Origin of the sequence: Niallia sp. FSL W8-0954 (assembly GCF_038005605.1) — a bacterium.
Taxonomy (GTDB): Bacteria; Bacillota; Bacilli; order Bacillales; family Cytobacillaceae; genus Niallia; species Niallia circulans_A.
In genome coordinates this window covers 394,518-418,938 of record NZ_JBBOTN010000001.1, presented here as the reverse complement: position 1 = coordinate 418,938, position 24,421 = coordinate 394,518, and the positions used below count along the sequence as shown (strand labels likewise).

Here is a 24,421-nt window from a genome sequence, read left to right as displayed (position 1 = left end):
TATCATTCGATCGCTCACTACTTTAATCGCTCATTTAACCCATACCAAATAACATCTACTCTGTCTGCAGCGGCTGCTATTCGCTGAAAAATCAGCCCTGTGGCATCACGCCACAAGCGATCTCTTCTATCAATCGGAACAATGCCTTTTGTAATATCACTGCCAATTATAAACACGCAGCGATTATTCTCTTCTCTTTCCCATTGAAGCAAAGCTTCCACTAGTTTTTCCATATAATCGATTGTTTGCTCCAATGTTTCTTCCTGCAGACGATTTTTGATCATCCACTCCAGTCCTTCTATTCTATAGAAAGAACCCTTCTCATTATTTGCCATGCTTATTTCCTTTTCATCAAATAGACGGAGAACCTTTCCTTCTGTAAATCCCTGCTCTCTTGCAAATGTTACTGTCCAGCTTTTTTTTCCGTGAAAGCTACCTCCTGTAATAAAGTGCATCTTTCCTTCCTCCTAAAGCTTTCTTTGTTAGACCAAATTAACTCGATTCCTTCACCAGGGGAAATTGCACAATCCCAAAAATCCCTTTTTGTTACACCATATTTACTAAGCAAGTATCGAATGACACCGCCATGTGTAACTACTGCCATTCTATTATTTCGAGTACTCTGTTTAATTAAGTGATTCCAGCCCCTATCCACTCGCTCTACCAACTCTGCAAAAGATTCCCCATTTGTTGGAGCATTAGTAAATGGAGCGTTTAACCATTTGCAATACTCAGGTAACTCTTTTAATTGTTCGTATGTTTTTCCTTCCCAATCCCCAAAATTTATTTCCCGGAAACCAGAAACACTGTACAGAATCTGTTCAGGAAACCAATATGCTGCTGTCTCTTTCGTCCGCAATAAATCACTTGTACTTATCCAGTCATATTTAGACACTGGCCTTCCTTTTTCATAAAGCATATTTCTCCCCTTTTCACTTAACGGAGCATCCGTCCAGCCAATATATGCCTTTCGTTCATTTGCAGCCGTTAGCCCATGACGAAATAATGCAATAACCATAGTGTCGCCCATAGTGCTATTTCCGTCCCTTCTACACTTGCACCTAATAAGTCACCTGTTAATCCACCAAAAGCCTGTTTCATAAATCGGCTAAATAATAGGTAGCAGCCGATGCTTACGGAAAGAAACAAAAAGAATAAAGGCAGCCATTTGGGAAACAGTAACAAGAAAACTAACAAAGCAGCTGCAATATATCCACTATAAAAAAACAGGCGCTGCCCTTGGACAGACTTTTTAAAGTATGCTCCAAGTCCGTCCCTTTTTGCCTCTGGAACAAATAGTAGGCTCCAGCCCATTACTGCTTTAGAAAAGAATGGCAGAAGCATCACAAAAAGATAGGTAAAGTCTTGCATATGTGTCACAATTTCATAGATAAAAAGAAACTTCGTACTCAATAAAAGAATGACAGACAAAACACCAAAGGCACCGACATGAGGATCTTTCATAATTTCTAATCTTTTTTTTGCATCTTGATAAGAAAAATAAGCATCACTTGCATCCATCCAGCCATCTAAATGAAGTCCACCGGTTAATAAAATCGTACTGATCCAGACAATAAAAGCAATGGCGAGAGCTGTAAATGGAGTATATTCATTTAGCAAAAAGAAAATCCCCATATAAATAAAGCCTTGGAAAAGACCTAGCAAAGGGAATGTTTTTATACTTTTCTGCAAAAACTCCCCTTCCATCGGCAGCTCCTTCCTCACTGGAATCGCCGTAAAGAACTGAATATTTACTAGAAAACCAATACACCATTTTTTCATTAGTTATCACCAGCTTGAAGGATATCCAATAGTTTATCCCAATCAAGATGTCTCTTCATCTCATCAGCAAGCGCATCAAAACGTTTATCCTTTTGCTCTCGCATAATCAGTGTTTTTCTTTCTGCCATGCCCTTTTGCAGTCGTATCTGATTTAACCATGTATTACGAAACATATCATTGTAGAAAAGATGATGCATATAGGTTCCTATCAATTTTCCGTCTTCACGATAATACCCCTCATCCCTATTATTAAGGAATAGAAATGGACATCTTTCGGCAGAATCCTCATACTCTGTTTTGCCTAAATGAATCTCATACCCTTCTATTCTTTCTGAAGATAACTTTGTAAAGGGATGATAACTACCTTCCACGCGAATCGTCGCTTTTTTCTGTTCAAAGATTGTCCTTGCAGGGATAAGCCCTAGGCCTTCTATTTCTTCGCCTGCGATTCCAGTATCAGCTCCATATGGATCCATCAAGACAGAACATAACATTTGATAGCCTCCACATAAGCCTATTATTCTGCCGCCTTCTTTATAATAGCGCTTAAGCTGGGCATCTAATCCATTCCTTTTCATTTCTCTTAAATCCTCTATCGTACTCTTGGTACCTGGAATAATGACTGCATCTGGGTTCCCTAAATCTTCCCCTTTATCAATCAGACGGATAGTAACATCTTCCTCTAGGAAAAATGGTTCTATATCCGTAAAGTTAGACATATAACGATTGTTTACTACTGCTAAATCAAGCACTTCTTTTGAAGTTGCTATTCTTTTCTCCCGTATAGATAAGGAGTCCTCCCCTTCAATCATATGGTTATGAATAAAAGGAAGGACTCCGAGAACAGGGATGCCTGTCTTTTCCTTCAGCCATTGCACACCATCTTCAAAAAGAGTGACATCACCGCGAAACTTATTAATAACAATCCCCTTTACCCTGCTCCGTTCCTCTTCTGAAAATAAGGAGAGAGTACCAACAATGCTCGCAAACACACCGCCACGATCAATATCAGCAACAAGAATAACCGGGATATCAGCCATTTCTGCGACCTTCATATTTACAAGCTCTCTATCTTTTAAATTGATTTCTACTGGGCTTCCCGCCCCTTCCATGATTACCATCTCATAGTTCCTTTGCAGATAGTGAAGGCTTTTTTGGATAACACGAATTCCTTCTTCATAAAATCGTTCACGATACCCTCTGCCTGAAAGAGTAGTACTCGCTTCTCCTAGCAGAACAACCTCTGATTGCAAGTCAGATCTTGGCTTTAAGAGAATTGGATTCATCCAAACCGTCGCCTCTATCTTTGCTGCTTCTGCCTGAATCCCTTGTGCTCTACCAATCTCTTTTCCGTCTACGGTGACATAAGAATTATTCGACATATTTTGTGATTTAAATGGTGCTACTTTTATGCCCTCATTTGCTAACATTCTGCATAGAGCAGTAACAATCAGACTTTTCCCAACATCGGATGAAGTTCCCTGTATCATCACACCCTTCATTCTTGTCCTCCCTTCTTTCGTTGTGCGATTCCGTTCTCTACTAAATATGCCTCATATGCATGCTGCACGAGAAAATAATGCAGCCGAACTAAAATCCTGCAATATATCTGTACAGCTGGATCGAGAGACGGTTCATATGTAACCTCATTACTAACAAGGATAAGATAGCGACAACTTTGGCTTAGCTCTATTAGATCCTTTTTCAGTTTTCCCTCTATCCCTTCCTGTTGTTTATCTTGGAAAAAAAGTTCATTATTGACCAAAACGGTTAAACAATCGAGCAAAATGACATCCTTTTTTGTAAAGACAGCCGCTAATTCCCCAATATCAACTGGCTTTTCATAGGTATTCCATTTCACCTTTTGTGCCTCTCTGTTTTGTTGGTGTCTGATAATTCTCTCTTCCATTTCAGCATCCGTAATGACAGCAGTAGCGATATAATGCAATGTTGCTCTTTCTTCTTGCGCATATCTAATGGCCAATCCCTCAGCAAACGAAGATTTGCCACTTCTCACGCCACCTGTTACAAAGATGAGGGATGATTTTGTTTCCATTTAGTTAACACTCCTCGCAATTGCTGATTCTGTTCTTTGCTTTTAACCGCAAATCGCAGCCATCTTCCTTCTAGACTCGGGTAATTATATGTATGTCTTGCAATGATGCCATTGTTTAGCAGAAAAGTAAGGAATTCCTTTTGATCCGTTAACCTTGGATCTTTTAACAAGTAATAATTAGCAGCAGAGTTGGAGTACACAAAATGTTTATTCTTAAAGAAGGAAAATAGCTTTTTTTTCTCTCCTTCTATATAGCTTTGCGTATTATTTAGAAACTCCTCCTGCTCTATTAATAATTCGCCAGCCTTTAAAGCAATTCCATTTATACTCCATTGTGATTGCAAGTGCTGCAGTTGTGCAATTAGTTCTTCTGATGCGAATACGTAGCCTAGCCGTATTCCTGGTATACTGTACATTTTGGTTAAAGAACGTAAAATAATGAGATTTGGGTAATTTTTCAAGAGCGGAAGCATATCCTCATATCCAACTACAAAATCATAGAAAGCTTCATCTAGAATGACGGAACAATCGTTTTGCATACAAATATCCAATAACTCTTCTACTAAGTTCTTCGGATAAAATATCCCTGTTGGATTATTAGGATTACATAAAAATACAGCATCGACTTGACGAATATCCTTTTCCAATTTAGCGAGAGACAGCTCCCAGCCTGTTTCTTCGGATAAATAATGATGATAGATGTCGCAATTATTAATTCGGCACACTTCTTCATATTCAGAAAAAGCCGGCTGAAGAAGTAATACCTTTTTCCCCGCCAGAATTCTCCCTAATAAGGAAATGATTTCCGCAGCTCCATTTCCAATCAAAAGCTGCTTGGAAGGAATTCCATACTGGTTTGAAATTTTCTCTTTTAGGCGACTTGCAAAAGGATCTGGATAAAGATGAACGGTCTGAAAGAGGTCAAACCATTTCCTTAATAAAACCGGCGGAGGTCCTAATGGATTAATATTTGCGCTAAAATCAATCGCACCCACAGGCATTTCTAAATTTGTCTTTTCATATATATACTGGGGATTAGCTCCATGCATTGGCCAGTTCAAATCCAATTCCTCCTATAAATAAAAAAAGATAAAAGCAAACAACTGCTTTATTAGCAATTTTAGTGGACTCGATAATATGTTTCGTTCCTAATGGCTGGAGTGCTGTTCCCATTCTAGCCCGATCTGATTTCTGTCCTCGATAATAATTAATCCCACCGAGCTGTATACCCAGGAGAATAGCAGTCACTGCTTCCCCCCAGCCGCTGTTTGGAGACGGATGTTTCTTCGCATCTTGGAATAGCAGCTTCCAGGCTTCCTTTTTCGGATGGAAAGGACTACGACTAACCAAAAGCAAAAGCATTGCTGTTATTCGACTCGGCAAGTAGTTAACAATATCATCACATTTCGCTGCATAATACCCGAATTCTCTATATTTATCATTCTTATAACCAACCATACTGTCACATGTATTAATGGCCCTATATACAAGACTGAAAGGAGCACCACCAATAAATGCCCAAAACAGTGGAGCTGTAATGCCATCACTAGTGTTTTCTGCCACAGTCTCTACCGTTGCCCGGACAATTTCTTTTTCCTCTAACTGCCCTGTATCTCTTCCCACAATATAAGAAAGCTTTCTTCTTGCCAGCACTAGATCATTAGCCTGCAATGGTTCATAGACCTCTATCGCAGCATCCTTCAGACTCTTTTGGGCAATGGTTGTGGCGATAAGTAGAGCTTCTATTATTACGCCGATCCACCAATGAAGCTGATAGCTAATATAAACAAGGAAACAGCTAAGCAAAAAGGTAAGCACTAAAACACTCATGAGCATCCATAATCCTTTTAACTGCCGATTGCTCCCCTCATTTAATCTTTGATCTAAATAGGAAATCAACTTTCCCATCCCTTTCACAGGATGTGGCCAGCCTGGAGGATCCCCAATCAACTTATCTAAAATAATCGCAATGGTAATGCTGATTAAATGGCCGATCATTTAGCTGCCAGCCTCCTATCCCTTTTATCTAATGACGTTGTTAAACAGTGATAGACCCCTTCTGCTATACACTTTCCAAGCGCCGTAATCGTACCGGCAAATTCAAGATATGTTCCTACTTGAGTGGCAGCGACCGATATACTATCTGTTGATGTACCTGTTGCAATAGTTCCTGTTTCCATATCCTTTGTTTTCCGATCACGCAAGACGGCTGCTTTTGCTTCGGTAGCAGTAATGGCACTTTGCAAAAAGGCTTGCTCTGATAATTTCCCGTTAACAAAAATCCAAATATTAATCGTCCCTGGATTTAAAGAGGATGAATGCTCGTTCGTCTTAGCTGCATCGACAGCATTTCCTACTCCACCTGTTACCACAATCATGACAGAGAAATCCGCTCGCTCCAATAACTGATAGGTTGCATCTTCTGTATGAACAGCTGTCATCATCCCGACTGTCTCTTGTGGGCTAAAGCCATTTTGAAGCAAATAATTGTCCATGTCTTTCTGGTAATCCTCGCAGCAGTATGTCTTATCTACATGGCGGTTTACAAAGTTTTTATACCAGCCCATCCCGGCACCCGTTACGCCAGATGAAAGCGTGTATAATGGGAAAGGAGCCTTCATTTCTACTCTTTCTGAAGTAATAGTAATTGCCGTTGTATCTATTTGAACTTTCTTTCTCTCTAGCTCTCTTGGCACAAGCGCTATTTGAGAAGCTGGTCTGCTTGGATGAAAAGTACTTTTCACATTTGTCTTATAGATTCTTTTCACTCTTTTTTCTTGCAATACATCAGAAGGAGGGGCATCTACTTCTACTTTTCCATCATGTAATAAAAGGAGTCGATCGCAATATAATCCTGCCAAGTTTAAATCATGAAAAATACAAACAATTGTCAGGCCTTCTTCCCTGCTCCATTCTCTTAAGCTATCCAATAACTCCTTCTGGTAGGATAGATCCAAATGGTTAGTAGGTTCATCTAACAGAAGGATTTCTGGCTCTTGTGCCAGGGCCTGAGCCAAATAAACGCGCTGCTTTTCCCCGCCAGACAATGCATGAATAGACTTGTCTTGATAAACAAAGACCCCCGTTTGTTTCATTACTCGGGTGATCACTTCTTCATCTTTAGAAGTCCAGGATTGAAACAGCCCCGATTGATGTGCATACCTCCCGAGCGATACAATTTCTCGAACAGTATAGGAAAATGATTCATTCACATGCTGAGAAAGCACGGCGACTACCTTTGCTAATTCCTTCGTTTTATACTGGTCAATGGATGTGCCCTTTATCTCCACCTGTCCCACTCGCGGTGTTAAAATACCGCTGATAATTTTCATTAAAGTCGTTTTCCCACTGCCATTTGGCCCAAGGATACCAATCATTTCCCCTTTATTCACAGAAAAAGAAATATCCTCCAAAATTTGTTTTGTTTCATATTGAAAAAAGAGATTTCGTACATTCAGCATTATTTTAAACTCCTCTTCCTTCTTCTCAGTAATAACCCTGCAAACACTGGAGCACCTACTATAGCTGTTATGACCCCTATCGGCAGTTCTGTCGGAGAGATAATCGTCCTAGCCAATAAGTCAGCCAAAATCATAAAACCACTGCCAGCAAAAAGAGAGACTCCCATTAAATGTCTGTGATCAGGACCTACGATAATCCGGACAAAGTGTGGAATCACAAGGCCCACAAATCCGATCGTACCAGATACAGCAACAGCCGCACCTGTTAACATGGAGCCAGCCAGCAAAATAACCATTTTTCTTCTCTGTACATGGATCCCTAAATGCTGGGCTCTTTCTTCGCCAAATGCTAAAGCATTTAATTCCTTTCCTTGCGAAAGAAGAAGACCGGAACCAACTACAAAGAAAGGCAGGATAATTTTAATGTATTCCCACCCTCTCATAGAGACACTGCCAAGTAACCAGCCTATAATTTGGCGTAGTTCGTTCCCTGTTAATGCAATCATAAGAGAAATAAATGCACTTAGAAAAGAACCAATAATGATACCCGTTAAAATAATTGTCTCAACCCGCATGGCGGGATCCATTTTTTTTGCAAAAAAAACGACAAATAATATCGTCAGAAAGGAGAATAATACACTCATAAATGGCAAAGTCAATCCGCCAAGAAACGGAATGGTAAAGTGGAAAAATAACGTAATAACGGCTCCAACCGATGCTCCAGATGAAACCCCAAGTGTATATGGGTCTGCCAATGGATTTCTTAATAATCCCTGAAATGCAGCTCCCGCTATGGAAAGACTGGCACCGACCAGTCCTGCCAAAAGCACTCTAGGGAGGCGAATATTTTGAACGATATTAACATGCATGGGATCGACATTCGTTAATATGCTTTCTGGTCCAATGTAGCTTGCTAATATTTTCACTACAGATAAAATAGGGACAGAGATCGTTCCAATGGCTATTCCCATCACAATCGCAAATAGGAGAAAAAAAGCGGCATAAACATAAGCCGCTTTGCTTTTATTTAAAAACATCCGGATACACCGCTTTGGCAACTGCCTCTACTCCTTCAACTAGGCGAGGACCAGAACGAGTTACCATGTCAGAATCTACATCTATTATTTGCTTTTCTTTCACTGCATTTATCTTTTCCCAGCCTTTTCTCGAGCTAATTTGCTCGAGTGGACTTTTTTCTGAGTAGGCACCATAAGTAGTAATAATAACATCCGGATTAGCTCCAATTACTGCCTCTTGATCCACTTGAATCCAACCTTCCTCAGAAATGATGTTATTTGCACGAATAGTGTCTAGCATCTCTTGCATAAATGTCTTTTTACCAGTTGTAAATAAATTTGGTTCCACGTTTACTTCTATGTAAACTGCCTTTTTATCACTATCGGAAATGGCTGCTGCTTTCTCCTTGATAGCACCTAACTTTTCTTTCATATCAGCTACAAGCTTATTTGCCTCTTTCTCTGTTCCAGTAGCTTGTCCAATCATGACCATGCTTTTATAAACATCTTCAAAAGAAGTGGCATCATTCACAACAACAACATCAATGCCTGCATCCCTGATTTGCTGCAAGCCTTCCGTAGAATTATGGGCGCTCGATGCATGTGCTAACACTACATCTGGATTTAGAGAGATTATTTTCTCCACATTAAAATCCATCCCGCCTACCTTCTCTTTTTCCGTCGCTTCTTTTGGATAGTTATCAAAGTCACTAACTCCAACTAACTCCTTTCCCAGCCCAAGCGCAAATACGATTTCCGTATTGCTAGGCATTAAGGAAACTATCTTTTCTGGTTTGTCTTCGATTACTACTTCTTGATCCAATCCATCCTTAATGGTGACAGGAAAGCTAGTCTCTTCTGTAGTAGCTTTTTCTTTATTATGCTTATTTTCCGTCTTCGTTTCTCCACATCCAGCAAGCACTCCAACAACGAGCAGCATCGCTAACAGTATGGAATACAACTTTTTCATCTATGTTCACCTTCCTAAATAATATAGAAAAATAAAAAACATCTCTATCATTGTCTATAGAGATGTTGGGATATCTTCAAAATTATTTTCAAAGTGCTCCACACCTCCCTATCCTCGTAGGTTTATTTGGTGTATAGAAAATGGCAGGTCTCCTGACTCATGATTTTCGCACATGGAGCCTTCCCATACATCCGTACAGTGGCACTTTTCCATGCTGCAATCATTTACAGTGGCGGGACCGTGTTAGATTCTCACTAACTTCCCTTTTAAGAGACTTCTTGTAAAAAGGGCTTAAGGATTCCTCTTCAACCTTCTCACTAAAAGTCTCACCATCATCTATCTATTTTATTTTTCCGTCTTTTCTGATTATACATTTAACAGATGTGTAAATAAATATATTCCTTTACTAAAGTTTAAAAAAAGGATCGACCGGAACCGCATGGCCCAATGCAATTCCCTGCTCTGATAATATGCAAGTGTAGCTTAATAATTGCACCCCAGCATGTGCAGCTTCTTCCAAGCTTTTTGCGAAAACTGGATCAATTGCAGCTGCTCCTGTCACTATTTCCACATCTTCTCTTTGCACAACAAATAAAATAGCTGTTTTTATTATTCCTTCACTTGCAATAGCAGTTAATTCTTGCACATGCTTAGAACCCCTTTTAGTAACAGCGTCTGGAAACATGCCAATTCCATCGCTCGCTAAGGTGACACTCTTTACTTCGAGAAGTAGCTGATTGTTTTTCCTATCTTCTAATAAGAAATCCCATCGTGAGCTGCCATACGTATATTCAGACTTAACCCAATGATAAGCAGAAAGCTCCTCTATCATGGCTTTCTTTAACATTAATTCGACTAACTTATTAGGATAGGTAGTATTAATTGACACAAGCAATCCATTTGCTTCCACATACACAGCCGTCCACTTTGTCTTCCGATTAGGATTCATGCTCGGCAGAACATAAATCACAGCCCCTTCAACTAAAAGTTCTATCAGCCGCCCTGGATCTGCCAAATGGACCTTTTCTATTTCTTCTGTTTCCTGATCATAACAATGTAAAATAAACCGATTTGGGCGCTCCACAAACGTCATTTTCTTTAATGCTGCCGGAAAGCTTACCATTATATTTCCACTCATATTTGTCACCAATTAAACGATAGCTAATTGCCATTCTCTTAATTTTTTATCAAAAACAAGTAAAGCATCACTTTTTTGCTTAGCGTTCTTCTCATATTCTTCATACATATCATCCATATTATCAAAATCCCCTAAAACCCAAATTGGTATCTCCAGCTTCAATCGTGTTTGATAGGCTTTTTCAATAGATAGTACCATGCCCTCACTCATATAACGTTTTAACTCTGTTACAATTTCTTTCGGAAGAGGTGGATAAAGCCTTTTCTTTTTAATTCCTAACAGCGCTTTCTCTAATTTAAGTTCTGTCACTTTATTTGCAATAACCTCACAAAATAATTGATAAAAAGACTCCATGTTTTTATAATAAATTTTATTAAACCAGCCATCATCATGAGCTAAATAGGCATATTGGTTGTTCAATTGTTGAAAAAATGGCTTTTTTAAAGGCTCCAGTTTATGTCCTAAATACAAGAGTTCCGCTATCGTTTGCCCTTCTAAAATATCTAATGTTTCCGTCTCATCAAAATCGACCCATACAAAGTCCCCATATCCATAAACATCTTCCATCGATAACTGTGCTAATTTATTGTTTGGAACATATTCGAACTGAGTATGTATATGAAATTCTCCATCTTCAAACTGATGCTTTAACAACAAAATAGAGGCAAGAGTATCAGCAAGGATTCTGTAAAACTCTCTAAACTCTATACCATAAGAAAGCACAAAACGTTCTTTCTCATTTAGATGGATATAAACCACATCTCGAATATCATTATTACCTTTTTTCATCAAGTAAACCTCCAAACATTATTAGCTTGTAAACTTAAAGAGCTTCAGCTTACATTCTTGTTATCGAAATTGCCTTTACTCCATTTTATCGAAATCATGATAAGAAATATTCCCTTATTTTTTATATTATATTTAAAATCCTTGATCTGCTTTTACATACTTTCCATCATACATCTAGTTGTACTTATTGTAACCATTTTAGTTTAACAAAAATAAGGAAAAATAGCTTACATAATCTAAAATTTAGAAAAAAAAGGAAGCGTATACTTGGAATGTGAGAGCGTCTAGGAGAAAGCTAACTTGAATATTCGTTAATATTTGCGGATTGTTGGCATCCATCAGAATTATTTTAGTTAATTTTGTGCTGTTCAAAGGGGGCAGTAATAGTCGTTTTTAGCTAAATAATTGATTTTATTGGCTAAATTTGCTTGGTTTCAGCCAGACTTTCAATTTTTCATCCAATCTTGACCACTTACCTTCCCCAAAAAAAATACACCGTACTAGGAAATGGAATAACGCAATTTTCCAAAATCCTAGTAACGGTTGCAATCAAATCCAGCTCAATTTATGGTTGTTTTGCTTAACAATCTTTTTATACTTTTATCCGCTTCTTTTAGCACAATACTTTTATCTATTGTTTTCATGATTTTATTTTCCATTACTATTCTACCGTCTATAATGGTTGTTTCTACATCTGCTCGTGTGGCGGAATAGACAATTCTTGAGATAGGATCCACATCATAGGACGGAAAGGTATGAAAATTTTGCAGGTTTAAAATCGCTAAATCTGCTCGCTTGCCAATTTCCAGACTGCCAATTTCTTTTTCGAGTCCGACTGCTTTTGCTCCACCTAAAGTTGCCATGCGGAACACTGTTCTCGCATCCATCGCTGTTGGTCCATGTATTGGCTTTTGAATAAGTGCAGCCAACCTCATTTCATTAAACATATCCAAGTTATTATTACACGGAGCCCCATCTGCCCCTAAACTGACGGAAACATGATTGCAAGTAAGATGATGTGTGTCAGCTATCCCTGATGCTAGCTTTAAATTAGAGCCGGGACAATGACTAACATGGACACCCTTCTCTTGAATAATCCGCTTTTCTTCTTCATCCAGCCAAATACAATGCGCCAATATCAAGCGGTCATTTGCTAAACCGAGATGATCTAAGTACACCACATTCCTCATACCTGTTTCTTTTTGCACGATTTGAATTTCCCCCTTATTTTCTGAGGCATGGGTGTGCACTTTTACACCATATTTATCTGAAAGAATCTTCACCTCTTTCAATAGCTCTTCCGTACAAGAAACCACAAATCTTGGCGAAAAGGCATATTGAATTCTTCCATTATCAAAGCCATCCCATTTTTCTAATAAATCTACACTCTGTTGAATAGACTCCGCTGTTAATTCCTGCAATGCTAAGGGGACTTCATCCCCTTTATCCATCATTACCTTTCCAGAAACAGCCCGGATTCCGCTTTCTGCAAGTGCGTGAAAAGCATGTTCCGTATGATGAACGGTTTCCATATCAACAATCGTTGTTGTCCCGCTTTCCAGTAGCTCTCCAATACCAAGCATGGCGGAATAATAAATAGATTCCTCGTCATGAGCAGCCTCAAGTGGCCAGATTCTTTGTTTAAGCCAATCCATTAGCTCAAGATCATCCCCTTTTCCGCGAAAAAGTGTCTGGCATAAGTGAATATGAGTCTGAACAAACCCAGGAATTACCGTTCTATTTGTCGCATCAATCATTTTATCTACGTGATTTTTTTTAAGATTCTCCCCTATTTCCTTAATGATATTCCCTTCTATATAAATATCTCCGGTTATAATTTCTTCTGCTTGATTCATTGTTACTATCTGTGCATTTTTGATTAACATATTTCCCATTTAAACTCCCCCATGCTTGTTTAAATTTCCGCATAAACACAAAAAAACTACGAAAAATATGCTAGTTCAAAGCATATTTTTCGTAGCAAGAAATTTACGGTTTCCAGTAGAGACCCTTAACCCAATTATTAAGGATATACGAAAAAAAGGCGCAATAGCAGCAGTTGCCTGCAGTCATGCATGTTATACCCTTATTTTAATCGAGAGGCAATTCTTTTCAAGTTAATTGTCAGAAAACTTAACAATGTTTTTTCAAGGGATCTGTTTTTTCTCAAAATCTCCTTTTTTACAAAGATTTATCCATTTCATTCTTTCACTTAATTACATATAATAAAACAGGGTATATGTCGAATAATAGCCTATAAACATCGGAAGGGAGAGTGAGAAGTATGATACACAAAATGACAGAAAATCAGATCACACTTCACATCATTCAGACACTAAAAGATAATAAAAAATCTGAATTTGAATCCATCGTTGATGAGCTACAACCATATGATATAGCTCAAATTTATGAGAGTCTCCCCGATAAGCACAGGGCTCGTTTTTTGCTTTTCTTAAAAGTCGACTTATTAGCCCATCTCTTGGAGGAATTGGATAAAGAGGAACAGCTGGAAGTTCTAAATACATTAGGAATGGACAAAACAGGGAAGGTTCTAGATTTAATGGACAATGATGACCTAGCTTCCCTTTTAAATGAACTAGCACCAGAAAGAATTAAAGAGCTCCTTTCTGGAATGAAAAAAGAAGAATCCATTATTGTCCAAAACTTAATGAACTACCCAGATGAAACCGCTGGACGTCTTATGACCAATCGTTTTGTTTGGATTCGTGATTACTACACTACGCGTGAAGCTGTCGATAAACTAAAATCGTTTGCAGATTTCGCGGAAACTTTAAGCTATTTATACGTCATTGATCAGAATAGAAAATTAGTTGGTGTTGTTTCCTATCGTGATCTTTTGATTGCTGAACCCCAGGACAAAATTCGTGACATTATGTATGAACGGGTTATTAGTGTCACAGTGGATCAGGACCAAGAAGAAGTAGCCCAAACCATCCAAAAATATGATTTCTTAGCCATTCCCGTTGTCAATGAAGAAAACATCTTAATGGGAATTGTTACAGTTGATGATATGATTGATGTCGTTTTTCAAGAAGCAAATGAAGATATCGAAAAGCTTTCTGCTTCAGGTAAATCAATAGACTTTGATACAAAAGCATCTGTTGCAGCTTACAGAAGACTTCCTTGGTTAATCTTGCTGCTTTTTATCGGGGTTGTATCTGGCAGTATTATCAGCAATTATGAGGATGTTCTTACAAAGGTTGTAGCATTATCTTTTTTCATGCCGATGATTTCTGGAATGACTGGGAACACGGGAACACAATCATTAGCCGTTGTCGTTCGTGGACTTATTTCTAATACAATTAATAAAGCAGTTGTAACAAAACTGATTTTCAGGGAATTATTAGTTGGTTTGATCATTGGGATAACCTGCGGTGTTATTATTACGATTATTGCCTATGTCTGGCAAAGCGATCTCATGCTTGGCTTAGTTGTTGGTCTTTCTTTAATTTGCACACTTATCATCGGAACACTATCTGGTACTATTATTCCAATCATTCTTTATAAGTTAAATATTGACCCAGCAGTAGCCTCTGGACCTTTGATTACAACTCTTAATGATATATTTTCGTTATTTATTTACTTCGGAATCGCACAAATTTTCCTTGCCCATTTAATGTGAAAAAAAAGACTGTCTGTCAAAAGGCAGTCTTTTTAAATCCTGTCTATTTTTTCCACCTATCTTTTTTTTATCGATTATGAAAAATAAGGAAACAATTCTGTTTCCATTTCCGTCTATATAAATAGGTAAGAAATTTGAACTAGGGGTTTGCAGAAATGAGAACAAGAAATGTTTTTTCTGAAAGATTTGATTGGACATTATGTCTTTTGCTTATGTTATTTTGTCTAGTTAGCAGTATTGCTATATACAGCGCGAACGCTGCTTACTTACAATCACAAATTATGTGGTATGTTATTGGCGCGGTTGTAATTGCCCTTATTATGTATTTTGATAATGAACAGATTCAACAAATCACTTGGATTTTGTATGGAATAGGGGCCGTTTTATTAATCGGTCTTCTAGTTGCTCCAGAAACGGCATTTACTCCACGCAGAGGCGGAGCGCAAAGTTGGTATGTCATTCCCCATATTGGCAGTATTCAACCGTCTGAATATATGAAGGTCTTTTATATTTTAGCGATTGCTAAAGTTATAAATAATCATAATGTCAAAACCATTCATAAATCTCTGCGAACAGATTTTATTTTGATGGGTAAACTGGCGATTGTAGCTGGTGTTCCAATAGCATTAGTCATTTTGCAGGATTTTGGGACTACACTCGTGTTAATGGCTATTTTAATTGGAATGATGCTAGTCTCAGGAATTTCATGGAAACTGCTCATTCCTTTATATGGTGCTGCTGCTGCATTTGGTTCCATTGTTTTATACTTAGCTATCTTCGGAAGAGAACTATTAGAAAAATATCTAGGAGTAGATCCCTATCAATTCGCTCGTGTTAATTCCTGGCTCGACCCTCATAATGCTGGCGATGATGGCTTACAGTTAGTCAAATCACTGATGGCTATAGGCTCTGGGCTTATTGGTGGTAAGGGCTTAGGAAAAGAGGAAGTGTATATTCCCGAAAGACATACAGACTTTATTTTTACGATTATTGGGGAGGAGTATGGATTTATTGGCGGCAGTATTGTCATTATTCTTTATTTTCTTTTAATATTCCACCTAGTTCGAACTGCATTGCAAACAGCCAATCCCTACAGTATTTATATCAGCGTCGGCGTTATTAGTATGATTACATTCCACGTTTTTGAGAATATCGGAATGACTATACAATTATTGCCGATAACAGGGATTCCCCTTCCATTTATAAGTTATGGGGGCAGCTCTCTAATGTGCAATTTAATGGCAATGGGACTCATATTTAGTATTCGTTATCACCATAAGTCTTATATGTTTTCTTCTAAATCTCTTTCTTTCTAATTATAAGGAACAATTAGACTCCGCGCATCGCTGAGTCTTTTTTTTTATATTTGTCCATTTGATGAAATCTTTCTCCCTTTTGTTTTCTTTCCTCTGTAATTAGGGTATATATTTAATAGAACAACAAAAACTATAAAGAAATTTTAGCAACAATAAGATGACTATGTTTTATCTAATTGTAATAAAAACTAAATTAAAATAATTATAAATAAGTATTGATTTTAATTTAGAATTTGTTATAATTAATATATAATCAGTCGAAGGGAGTTTGTTAAACATGGGATTACAAACAAAAGTAGAATTACAAAAAGAACTAAACGTACAAATTGCTAACTGGAGCGTATTATACACAAAACTACATCAACATCATTGGTATGTAAAAGGACCATTTTTCTTCACACTTCATGAAAAATTTGAAGAGTTATATGACGAAGCTGGTGAAGCAGTAGATGAACTTGCAGAGCGCTTGCTTGCTATTGGCGGTAAACCTGTTTCTACATTAAAAGAATTTATCGAAACTTCCACTTTACAAGAAAGTACGGAAAAACGATCTGCAAATGATATGGTGAAATCTTTAGTAGAGGATTATAGCCATATTAATACACAATTAAAAGCACTAGCAGCACATGCAGATGAATTAGAAGATGTGATTACTAATGATTTAGCTATTGATTTAATTGGCAAAATTGAAAAACATTTATGGATGTTAACTGCATATCTTTCTGAATAATATTGGAAAAAATCTACCACTTTTTCGTCTTCCTTGCGAAAAAGTGGTTTTTTAATTTCCATTAAAGCTTCTTCTTCCTATTTATCTCCTGAAAAGCAAAAAAATCATTTTCCTTCTTTTCGATAAAAAAGTATAATGATGGCAAAAGTATGTATTTTCATCCCTAGGAGGATAAACATGAAAAAACAATTTGTTGTGATAGGATTAGGCAGTTTTGGTGGTAGTTTAGTGGAAGAATTTCATAAAATGGGGGCGGAAGTATTAGCCATTGATCAATCTCTCGAGAAAGTGGAAAAATATCGACCTTTTGCTACCCTTTGTGTGCAAATGACAACTCTTACAGAGGCATCACTAACGCAAATCGGTATTCGGAATTTCGATCATGCTTTTGTTTCGTTTGGAGATGACGTCGAGTCTAGCACCCTTACGACCATGCTGTTAAAAGAGATGGGTCTTAGCAAAGTCTGGGTGAAGGCGGCCGATGTCTATCATAAACGCGTTTTAGAAAAAATCGGTGCTGACCGCGTCATTCATCCAGAACAGGATATGGCAAAAAGAATTGCCCACCATGTTGTTTCTGATAGTATGATTGATTATATTGAGCTTTCAAAAGAACACGGAATTGTGGAAATGGTAGCTTCTCCGAAAATACATAATAAGTCGATTTTAGATTTAGATGTCCGTGCTAATTATGGCTGTACTATTATTGGCATCCAACGAGCAGGAGAAACAATTGTCTCTCCATCCGCAAATGAAGTAATCCATCAGGGCGATATTCTCATTATGGTTGGCAGTAATGACTGTTTATATAGATTCGAAGAAAAAGCATTAAGATAATCTTTTAGAAAAAATATAATAGAAATAGACTCTGCATGAGAAGGCTTTCAATACAGTCTTCTCTTTTTTATTGCCCCCCTCATTCCTTAAACTCCATTTTATCCAACGTTTAATCCTATTCTCACTGGGTATTAAGTAGAATACATTAAGGCTGATTAAAGTTGTTGTTAATAGGAAACATATAAATTTCCTGAGCTCATTGGAACGAATAATTTTACTGATGTAAAAATCAACTTATTCCTATACGAAACAACATTCTTTAAAAATGCCTAATTTAAATCAAGGAGTGAAGAGTATGTACTATAACTGGAATTGGAATTCCTTTTGGGACAAGCTACCTGATTTTATTCTAGCAGTGGTCGTTTTAATTATCGGGTGGATTATTGCAAAAATTATAGAAAAAGCCCTCTATAAAGGACTGCAAAAAACAAATGTAGATGAGAAAATTTTCCCAGACGGAAAACCCAAAAAATATTCATCTGAAAAGATAATTAGTAAGATCGTATTCTATCTATTATTGGTTTTTGTCTTTACCCTATTCTTTAATATACTAAATTTAACGGTAATTACTTCTCCGTTAGTAAATCTGCTTTCCACCATTCTAGGAGCAATTCCAAATATTTTAAAGGCTGCATTAATTCTATTAATTGCCTGGGTAGTTGCTTCCGGATTAAAGTATCTTATTAAAAAGACAGGAAGCACTCTAAAGGTTCATGAGAGATTACAGAAATGGAATCTTGCAGAAAAGAATAACCCACAAAACATAATGGATAAAGTAGCTAACATTGTATTCTATTTAATACTATTGTTATTCTTACCTGCTATCCTAGGTGCCCTTAACTTATATGGTGTTTCTGAACCATTTGCGAATATGCTTCAAAACATGCTTGCTTTCTTACCAAAACTTTTAGCAGCAGCATTAATCGTTTTAGTAGGCTGGTTTGTTGCAAAAATAGTACGTACAATTCTAACAAACTTCCTACAAGCAATCGGCACAGAAGCCTTAGCTAAACGCTTAGGTATTAACAAGCTTCTTGATAATGTAAGCATATCTTCTGTTATCGGGAACATTGTGTTCATTTTCATTCTCATCCCAACTGTTATTTCAGCGCTTGAGAAATTAGACATTCAAGGAATTTCTCAACCAGCTATTAACATGTTAAATGATATTCTAACAATGATTCCTAATATTGCGACAGCCATTATCCTTATCTTAATTGGTATTTGGATAGGCAAATGGGTAAAACAAATGGTTGTTACTTTATTAGTTAAACTAAGCTTAGATACCTATGTAAGAAAAATGGGTATAAACGCTAATACTAGTATTTCCAACATTATTGGGACAATTGTTCAAATTCTGATTGTTTTCTTATTAGCTGTACAAGCTTTAAATATTGTCGGACTTGAATTTTTAGTTACACTTTCTACCGCTGTTATTGCTTACTTACCAATGGTGATTGCTGCTATTGTCATTATTGGCGTCGGCTTATGGCTAGGTTATCTCGTACAGAAACTACTAAGCAGCGTTTTACAAGGCGGTCACTTTAAAGTGTTACCGGTTATCGCTAAATATGCGATTATCACTTTGTCTGTCTTTATGGCACTTGACCAATTAAAAGTAGCTTCTTCTATTGTCAATGCTGCCTTTATCTTAATCCTTGGCGGTCTTGCATTAGCATTTGGTCTTGCCTTTGGACTCGGCGGCAGAGAATTTGCTAAAAAACGTTTAGATAAACTGGATAGAAAAATGGAACAAACTTCTATTCAAAAACCAAATGATGATAATACTTTAAATAGCTAATCAATGTATAAAGGACAGGCGAAAAATTCTCGTCTGTTCTTTTTCTATATAGGTAAGACGATGTATTTTTACAGTATCTTCAAAACGGCTATTGTTATGAAACCCGTTTCATAGTTTAATCTAATTAGGAGAGTATAGACCAGCGTTATATACCAATTTCATTATTCGGTATAGCGTGATGGTTTTGCTCTTACATAAATTATGGTATGTCTGTATCCAACAGTTCATAGCCTTCTACTAGAGTCGAAAGCGGTACAATATCAGCATCTTTTTGATAAAGTGGAATGTACTCCTTTAAAACACTTACTACAGCTGGCCCAGAAACTCCGACATGGCCAATCGCAATAAATTCCTGTTCTGTATCTAGCTTTTTCGCTAATCGACTAGCTTGCTTATTAATATATTGACTTGTATATATATGATCAAAAAAAAGATCATTTTCTAAATAAGGGACATTTAATTCCTCGGCTAATTCCTTTATGACACTATTGCTTGTTGTCTTACTGTCTAAATAATAAAGACTATGGTTTCGACATTCTTCTAGAATAATCTTCATTACTCTTTTATCTTCCGTCGCCTTTGAACCCATATGATGATTCATCCCAACCGCATAAGGAATACTTTCAATCGCATCCTTCACCCGTTTTCTAATTTCTTGATCTGATAAATCTGTTGTAATAGCACCTGGTCCAAGCCAGCTCTTTTTCCCTTTTTTTGGTTCTAGCGGCAGATGAACGATCACTTCATGCCCTTTTTTATGGGCACGAATGGCATCTTCCTTACTTGTAGATAGAAAAGGCATTATTGCAACCGTAATAGGAACAGGTAGATTGAGCATCTCCTCTGTCCCCTTCATATTATTACCAAAATCATCAATGACGATGGCAAGCTCTTTTCTAACTTGATTTTTAGATGGAGCTGCCTCCTGAGCGGAGATTCCTAGCGGAAACGTAAGAAAACAGAAAAAGCATATTATTTTTTTCATGTTATAACCCACCTTGTTTTTCGTTAGTATTTTCTATAACAGGCGGTTACATACAAAAACAGCCCGCTAAAAATTTAGCGAACTGTCTTGTTTCTTTATTTCCGATGCATCTTAAACTCCAAGAATAAATCATTATATTCTGCTAGAGAACGATGACCAAGATTTTCGTATACTTCTAATTTAGATGTCAATTCTTCATCTGGATAGAAACGTTCATCCCCAGTAATATCCTCTGGCAAAAATTTCATTGCCGCTTTGTTAGGAGTAGAATAACCGACATATTCTGTATTTTGAGCAGCATTTTCAGCATCTAGCATAAAATTAATAAATTGATGAGCCCCATCAATATTCTTGGCTGTTTTTGGAATAACCATATTATCGAACCATAGATTAGATCCTTCTTCTGGAACAACATATTCTACATCTTCATTTTCCCACATAATCTCAGCAGCCATTCCAGACCATAACACACCGATTGATGCTTCTTCATTTTCAATGAGCATACGAATTTCATCGCCTACAATTGCCTTTACATTTGGTGTTAAAGTATCCAATTTTTCCTTTGCTTCCCGCAAGTGATCATGATCTTTATCATTTAAAGAGTAATGTAAGCTATTTAAGCTCATCCCCATGATTTCTCGTGCACCATCTATCAGCATAATTTTATTTCTTAAATCCTTATCCCATAAATCATTCCAAGAAGTAATTTTCTTATTATCAAGCATTGCTGGATTATAAACAATTCCTACTGTTCCCCAGAAATAAGGAATTGAGTATTTATTGTCTGGATCAAAGGAAAGATCCATAAATCGGCTGTCTATATTTTTCAAGTTAGGAAGCTTCGAATGATCAATCGGAATTAATAAATCTTCTTCCTTCATTTTATCGATCATGTATTCAGAGGGAATCGCAATATCATAGCTTGTTCCTCCCTGCTGAATCTTTGTCATCATTGCCTCATTGGAATCAAAGGTTTCATAAATTATCTTAATCCCTGTCTCCTCTTCAAACTTAGAAATTAAGTCTGCATCAATGTAATCTCCCCAGTTATATACCGTTAATGTCTTACCACTCGTATACCCTCTGCTTGAATTTAATTGATGAACAATAAATAGCAGGATGAAGGCCAGTGCAAAAATAACAATTAATCCACGAATGAGAGACTTCATTTTCTCACCCCCGCTTGTGGAGTTTTATTAACTCGTTGCGTAATGAAATAGTAACCAATGACAAGAAGCAACGTAAATAAGAATAATAAGGTCGATAATGCATTAATATTTAAAGAAATCCCTCGTCGTGCTAAAGAATAAATCTCTACTGATAAGGTGGTAAATCCATTACCTGTTACAAAAAATGTTACAGCAAAGTCATCTAAAGAATAGGTTAATGCCATAAAGAAACCAGCAAATATTCCTGGTGAAATATAAGGAATAATGACTTTTGTCAATACATCCTTCCAGCTTGCTCCAAGATCTAAGGCAGCATCGACCAAAGTCGGACTCATTTCTTCCAGCTTAGGTAAAACCATAATCACAACAATAGGAATCGAAAAAGCTATATGTGACAACAGAACAGAAAAGAATCCTAATTTGATTCCAATGATCGTAAAAAAGATTAAGAAGGAAGCACCAATAATAACATCAGGGCTTACAATAAGCACATTGTTTAAAGACAAAATAGAATTCCTCAAGCCCTTTTTTCTCATTATAGAAATACTAATAGCCCCAAGTACTCCAATGATAGTTGATACTGCTGCAGACAAAAGAGCAATAATAATCGTATTTAACACAATTACGAGCAGTCTTGTATCTTGAAATAACTCCTTATACCAGCCAAGTGTAAAGGAATCAAAATCATGCATGGTTCCCCCGCTATTAAACGAGTAAAAAATCAGATAAAAGATAGGGGCATATAATATGATAAAAACAATGCATAAATACAATACAGACCATTTGGATAGCTTTTTCATCTTATATCCCTCTCTTTCTGTTCCCTGTAAGAACCATGATGATAATCATACTAATAATCAAAAATACAGCTATCGTCGAACCCATTCCCCAATCTTGTGTAATTAGGAAATGCTGTTCAATCGCAGTACCTAATGTGATGACACGGTTACCTGCAATTAAACGAGTGATCATAAATAGGGATAGAGCTGGAATAAATACAGCTTGGCACCCAGACTTTACTCCATTTAATGTTAGAGGAAAGACAATTTTTTTAAATGTCGTCCAAGATGACGCTCCTAAATCCTGAGACGCATCTACTAAGCTAGGATTCATCTTCTCTAATGCATTGAAAATAGGCAGAATCATAAAAGGAATAAAGATATACACACTTACAAATAGAAAGCTGAAGTCTGTAAATAATATTTGTTGTTCACTGATTCCAAGAAAATCGAGCATCTGATTGGCTGCACCATGTGTTCCAAATATCCCTAAGAATGCATATGCCTTTAATAAAAGATTAATCCATGATGGTAAAATAATTAATAACAGCCATAATTGCTTATGCTTCGTTTTAGTTAATAAATACGCAGTCGGATATGCAATAATCAAGGAAAAGAACGTTATTAAAAAAGCATACCAAAAGGAACTTAACGTCATTTTCAAATAAACTGGTGTAAAGAACTTCTGATAATTTTCAAACGTAAATACCCCTTCAATATCAAAGAAAGAATAATAAACAACAAGTGCAACTGGAGCAATAACAAAAAGTACAATCCATAGATAATAAGGGACCGTATACCATTTAGTACTACTTTTCATTGGCTGCCCCCTCATACGCTTCTAGGCGTTTATCAAACTCTTCTTCTGTTTCCCCAAGGCGCATAACATGAATAGCCTCTGGTTCAAAGTAAAGGCCAATTTCGGTTCCTACCGTTGCTTTCTTTGTAGAATGAACAAGCCATTCATTTCCATCCTCGTCATACCCACAAATCTCGTAATGAACGCCTCTAAATAATTGAGAGTCTACCTTTACCTTTAATTTACCTGCTTCTAAAGAAGTAATTTCTAAATCCTCTGGGCGTATTACTACTTCTACTGCTTCATTATCGTCAAAGCCACCATCTACACAATCAAAAGTTTTACTGCCAAAATGGACAACAAAATCTTTTTTCATTGTTCCTGGTACAATATTGGATTCCCCGATAAAGTCTGCTACAAAACGATTAATTGGTTCATCATAAATATCAGTTGGTGTTCCGCTTTGCTCAATGCGTCCTTTATTTAACACAAAGATTTCATCTGACATGGCCAAAGCTTCTTCCTGATCATGTGTCACAAAGATAAAAGTAATCCCTAATCTTCTCTGTAATTCTCTTAACTCATATTGCATTTCTGTGCGAAGCTTTAAATCAAGTGCAGATAATGGTTCATCGAGAAGAATAATTTCCGGTTCATTTACAATGGCTCTTGCAATTGCAACACGCTGTCTCTGTCCACCAGACATCTCACTGATTTCTCTATTCTCGTAGCCTTCCAAGTTAACAAAACGTAGAGCCTCTTTCACTTTTTCTTCGATTACTTGCTTCTTCCATTTTTTTATACGAAGACCAAAGGCCACATTTTCAAATACATTTAAATGGGGGAATAGCGCATAATCTTGGAAAACGGTATTTACCTGTCTTTTATTTGCAGGTATTTTATTAATCAGCTTACCGTTAAAGTAAATATTTCCTTCTGTCGGTTCCATAAATCCAGCAATTAATCGTAAAACAGTCGTTTTTCCACAGCCAGATGGACCAAGCAGTGTATAAAATTTACCTCGCTCAATTTCAAAGCTTACATTTTCTAAAACAGTTGTATCTTGATCATAACTCTTTGTTACATTTTCAAATTGAATAATATGCTGCTCAGACATAATATCCCCCTCTTCATTGATTTTTCTATTGTT

The 24,421-nt window shown here is 37.0% G+C and carries 23 protein-coding genes and 2 riboswitches; of the genes, 5 read left to right on the top strand and 18 right to left on the bottom strand.

The features are described 5' to 3' along the window. Positions 1-17 precede the first annotated feature (17 nt). From NX902_RS02150 to NX902_RS02090, 13 genes are all read right to left on the bottom strand, one after another. Positions 18-455, bottom strand: a complete 438-nt coding sequence (locus tag NX902_RS02150) for a bifunctional adenosylcobinamide kinase/adenosylcobinamide-phosphate guanylyltransferase (protein WP_095331035.1) — start codon at positions 453-455, stop codon at positions 18-20. Then, positions 404-1,018, bottom strand: coding sequence for a histidine phosphatase family protein (locus NX902_RS02145; RefSeq protein ID WP_341160522.1), 615 nt, complete (start codon positions 1,016-1,018; stop codon positions 404-406). The genes NX902_RS02150 and NX902_RS02145 overlap by 52 nt, the downstream gene beginning before the upstream one ends. Beyond that, positions 988-1,782, bottom strand: a complete 795-nt coding sequence (gene cobS / locus NX902_RS02140) for an adenosylcobinamide-GDP ribazoletransferase (RefSeq protein WP_095331039.1) — start codon at positions 1,780-1,782, stop codon at positions 988-990. Before cobS ends, NX902_RS02145 begins: the two co-directional genes overlap by 31 nt. Further along, entirely contained in the window at positions 1,782-3,284 is a 1,503-nt protein-coding gene (locus NX902_RS02135) for a cobyric acid synthase (protein ID WP_095331041.1), read from the bottom strand. The genes cobS and NX902_RS02135 overlap by 1 nt, the downstream gene beginning before the upstream one ends. Beyond that, positions 3,281-3,838: a bifunctional adenosylcobinamide kinase/adenosylcobinamide-phosphate guanylyltransferase gene (locus NX902_RS02130; protein ID WP_341123596.1), complete on the bottom strand. Its 558-nt coding sequence runs from the start codon at positions 3,836-3,838 to the stop codon at positions 3,281-3,283. The genes NX902_RS02135 and NX902_RS02130 overlap by 4 nt, the downstream gene beginning before the upstream one ends. Next, positions 3,808-4,899, bottom strand: coding sequence for a pyridoxal phosphate-dependent aminotransferase (locus NX902_RS02125; protein ID WP_123260063.1), 1,092 nt, complete (start codon positions 4,897-4,899; stop codon positions 3,808-3,810). The genes NX902_RS02130 and NX902_RS02125 overlap by 31 nt, the downstream gene beginning before the upstream one ends. After that, positions 4,874-5,836 (bottom strand): adenosylcobinamide-phosphate synthase CbiB, encoded by a 963-nt coding sequence (gene cbiB, locus NX902_RS02120; RefSeq protein WP_341123595.1) that lies wholly within the window; start codon positions 5,834-5,836, stop codon positions 4,874-4,876. The genes NX902_RS02125 and cbiB overlap by 26 nt, the downstream gene beginning before the upstream one ends. Then, positions 5,833-7,299, bottom strand: coding sequence for a heme ABC transporter ATP-binding protein (locus NX902_RS02115; protein ID WP_123260065.1), 1,467 nt, complete (start codon positions 7,297-7,299; stop codon positions 5,833-5,835). Before NX902_RS02115 ends, cbiB begins: the two co-directional genes overlap by 4 nt. Next, positions 7,299-8,336 (bottom strand): FecCD family ABC transporter permease, encoded by a 1,038-nt coding sequence (locus NX902_RS02110; protein ID WP_172859525.1) that lies wholly within the window; start codon positions 8,334-8,336, stop codon positions 7,299-7,301. The genes NX902_RS02115 and NX902_RS02110 overlap by 1 nt, the downstream gene beginning before the upstream one ends. Beyond that, positions 8,323-9,285: an ABC transporter substrate-binding protein gene (locus NX902_RS02105; protein ID WP_172859523.1), complete on the bottom strand. Its 963-nt coding sequence runs from the start codon at positions 9,283-9,285 to the stop codon at positions 8,323-8,325. Before NX902_RS02105 ends, NX902_RS02110 begins: the two co-directional genes overlap by 14 nt. A gap of 125 nt (positions 9,286-9,410) precedes the next feature. Then, positions 9,411-9,610, bottom strand: a riboswitch (cobalamin riboswitch). Between the two features lie 81 nt (positions 9,611-9,691). Beyond that, positions 9,692-10,423, bottom strand: a complete 732-nt coding sequence (gene sfsA, locus NX902_RS02100) for a DNA/RNA nuclease SfsA (protein ID WP_095331054.1) — start codon at positions 10,421-10,423, stop codon at positions 9,692-9,694. A gap of 12 nt (positions 10,424-10,435) precedes the next feature. Next, positions 10,436-11,212 (bottom strand): hypothetical protein, encoded by a 777-nt coding sequence (locus tag NX902_RS02095; protein WP_172859522.1) that lies wholly within the window; start codon positions 11,210-11,212, stop codon positions 10,436-10,438. 560 nt (positions 11,213-11,772) lie between these two features. Then, positions 11,773-13,107, bottom strand: a complete 1,335-nt coding sequence (locus NX902_RS02090; protein WP_123258781.1) for a 5'-deoxyadenosine deaminase — start codon at positions 13,105-13,107, stop codon at positions 11,773-11,775. A 63-nt stretch (positions 13,108-13,170) separates the two neighbouring features. Further along, positions 13,171-13,269: riboswitch (purine riboswitch) on the bottom strand. 227 nt (positions 13,270-13,496) lie between these two features. Between NX902_RS02090 and mgtE the strand changes: the two genes are divergently transcribed. The 5 genes from mgtE to NX902_RS02065 all read left to right on the top strand — a co-directional run bounded on the left by mgtE (position 13,497) and on the right by NX902_RS02065 (position 19,539). Then, on the top strand, positions 13,497-14,855 hold the full coding sequence (mgtE, locus tag NX902_RS02085) for a magnesium transporter (protein ID WP_095257993.1): 1,359 nt from the start codon (positions 13,497-13,499) through the stop codon (positions 14,853-14,855). A gap of 155 nt (positions 14,856-15,010) precedes the next feature. Continuing rightward, complete coding sequence (locus tag NX902_RS02080) at positions 15,011-16,171, top strand: FtsW/RodA/SpoVE family cell cycle protein (RefSeq protein ID WP_171509240.1); 1,161 nt, start codon at positions 15,011-15,013, stop codon at positions 16,169-16,171. A gap of 277 nt (positions 16,172-16,448) precedes the next feature. Then, entirely contained in the window at positions 16,449-16,901 is a 453-nt protein-coding gene (locus NX902_RS02075) for a Dps family protein (RefSeq protein ID WP_047944207.1), read from the top strand. Positions 16,902-17,078: 177 nt separating this feature from the next. Beyond that, positions 17,079-17,738 carry a potassium channel family protein gene (locus tag NX902_RS02070; protein ID WP_095331062.1) on the top strand — a complete coding sequence of 220 codons (660 nt, stop codon included), beginning with the start codon at positions 17,079-17,081 and terminating at the stop codon, positions 17,736-17,738. Between the two features lie 295 nt (positions 17,739-18,033). Next, entirely contained in the window at positions 18,034-19,539 is a 1,506-nt protein-coding gene (locus tag NX902_RS02065) for a mechanosensitive ion channel (protein WP_095331063.1), read from the top strand. Positions 19,540-19,738: 199 nt separating this feature from the next. Here the strand turns inward: NX902_RS02065 and NX902_RS02060 are convergent, their stop codons facing one another. The 5 genes from NX902_RS02060 to NX902_RS02040 all read right to left on the bottom strand — a co-directional run bounded on the left by NX902_RS02060 (position 19,739) and on the right by NX902_RS02040 (position 24,388). Then, the gene (locus NX902_RS02060; RefSeq protein ID WP_095331064.1) at positions 19,739-20,524 is read right to left on the bottom strand and encodes a divergent polysaccharide deacetylase family protein; all 786 of its coding nucleotides are present in this window, start codon (positions 20,522-20,524) and stop codon (positions 19,739-19,741) included. A 95-nt stretch (positions 20,525-20,619) separates the two neighbouring features. Next, the gene (locus NX902_RS02055; RefSeq protein ID WP_095331066.1) at positions 20,620-21,693 is read right to left on the bottom strand and encodes an ABC transporter substrate-binding protein; all 1,074 of its coding nucleotides are present in this window, start codon (positions 21,691-21,693) and stop codon (positions 20,620-20,622) included. Next, positions 21,690-22,493, bottom strand: a complete 804-nt coding sequence (locus NX902_RS02050) for an ABC transporter permease (RefSeq protein ID WP_095331067.1) — start codon at positions 22,491-22,493, stop codon at positions 21,690-21,692. Before NX902_RS02050 ends, NX902_RS02055 begins: the two co-directional genes overlap by 4 nt. Position 22,494: 1 nt before the next feature. Then, positions 22,495-23,292 carry an ABC transporter permease gene (locus tag NX902_RS02045; protein WP_095331069.1) on the bottom strand — a complete coding sequence of 266 codons (798 nt, stop codon included), beginning with the start codon at positions 23,290-23,292 and terminating at the stop codon, positions 22,495-22,497. Continuing rightward, positions 23,282-24,388 (bottom strand): ABC transporter ATP-binding protein, encoded by a 1,107-nt coding sequence (locus NX902_RS02040; RefSeq protein ID WP_047944214.1) that lies wholly within the window; start codon positions 24,386-24,388, stop codon positions 23,282-23,284. Before NX902_RS02040 ends, NX902_RS02045 begins: the two co-directional genes overlap by 11 nt. Positions 24,389-24,421 lie beyond the last annotated feature (33 nt).

Coding starts and splice junctions, on each gene's coding strand:
- NX902_RS02055 (WP_095331066.1), bottom strand. CDS start 21,693: ATGAAGTCTCTCATTCGTGGATTAATTGTTATTTTTGCACTGGCCTTC.
- mgtE (WP_095257993.1), top strand. CDS start 13,497: ATGATACACAAAATGACAGAAAATCAGATCACACTTCACATCATTCAG.
- cbiB (WP_341123595.1), bottom strand. CDS start 5,836: ATGATCGGCCATTTAATCAGCATTACCATTGCGATTATTTTAGATAAG.
- NX902_RS02115 (WP_123260065.1), bottom strand. CDS start 7,299: ATGCTGAATGTACGAAATCTCTTTTTTCAATATGAAACAAAACAAATT.
- NX902_RS02145 (WP_341160522.1), bottom strand. CDS start 1,018: ATGGTTATTGCATTATTTCGTCATGGGCTAACGGCTGCAAATGAACGA.
- NX902_RS02080 (WP_171509240.1), top strand. CDS start 15,011: ATGAGAACAAGAAATGTTTTTTCTGAAAGATTTGATTGGACATTATGT.
- NX902_RS02135 (WP_095331041.1), bottom strand. CDS start 3,284: ATGAAGGGTGTGATGATACAGGGAACTTCATCCGATGTTGGGAAAAGT.
- NX902_RS02065 (WP_095331063.1), top strand. CDS start 18,034: ATGTACTATAACTGGAATTGGAATTCCTTTTGGGACAAGCTACCTGAT.
- NX902_RS02110 (WP_172859525.1), bottom strand. CDS start 8,336: ATGTTTTTAAATAAAAGCAAAGCGGCTTATGTTTATGCCGCTTTTTTT.
- NX902_RS02105 (WP_172859523.1), bottom strand. CDS start 9,285: ATGAAAAAGTTGTATTCCATACTGTTAGCGATGCTGCTCGTTGTTGGA.
- NX902_RS02150 (WP_095331035.1), bottom strand. CDS start 455: ATGCACTTTATTACAGGAGGTAGCTTTCACGGAAAAAAAAGCTGGACA.
- NX902_RS02130 (WP_341123596.1), bottom strand. CDS start 3,838: ATGGAAACAAAATCATCCCTCATCTTTGTAACAGGTGGCGTGAGAAGT.
- NX902_RS02040 (WP_047944214.1), bottom strand. CDS start 24,388: ATGTCTGAGCAGCATATTATTCAATTTGAAAATGTAACAAAGAGTTAT.
- NX902_RS02075 (WP_047944207.1), top strand. CDS start 16,449: ATGGGATTACAAACAAAAGTAGAATTACAAAAAGAACTAAACGTACAA.
- NX902_RS02045 (WP_095331069.1), bottom strand. CDS start 23,292: ATGAAAAGTAGTACTAAATGGTATACGGTCCCTTATTATCTATGGATT.
- sfsA (WP_095331054.1), bottom strand. CDS start 10,423: ATGAGTGGAAATATAATGGTAAGCTTTCCGGCAGCATTAAAGAAAATG.
- NX902_RS02050 (WP_095331067.1), bottom strand. CDS start 22,493: ATGAAAAAGCTATCCAAATGGTCTGTATTGTATTTATGCATTGTTTTT.
- NX902_RS02095 (WP_172859522.1), bottom strand. CDS start 11,212: ATGAAAAAAGGTAATAATGATATTCGAGATGTGGTTTATATCCATCTA.
- NX902_RS02060 (WP_095331064.1), bottom strand. CDS start 20,524: ATGAAAAAAATAATATGCTTTTTCTGTTTTCTTACGTTTCCGCTAGGA.
- cobS (WP_095331039.1), bottom strand. CDS start 1,782: ATGAAAAAATGGTGTATTGGTTTTCTAGTAAATATTCAGTTCTTTACG.
- NX902_RS02090 (WP_123258781.1), bottom strand. CDS start 13,107: ATGGGAAATATGTTAATCAAAAATGCACAGATAGTAACAATGAATCAA.
- NX902_RS02070 (WP_095331062.1), top strand. CDS start 17,079: ATGAAAAAACAATTTGTTGTGATAGGATTAGGCAGTTTTGGTGGTAGT.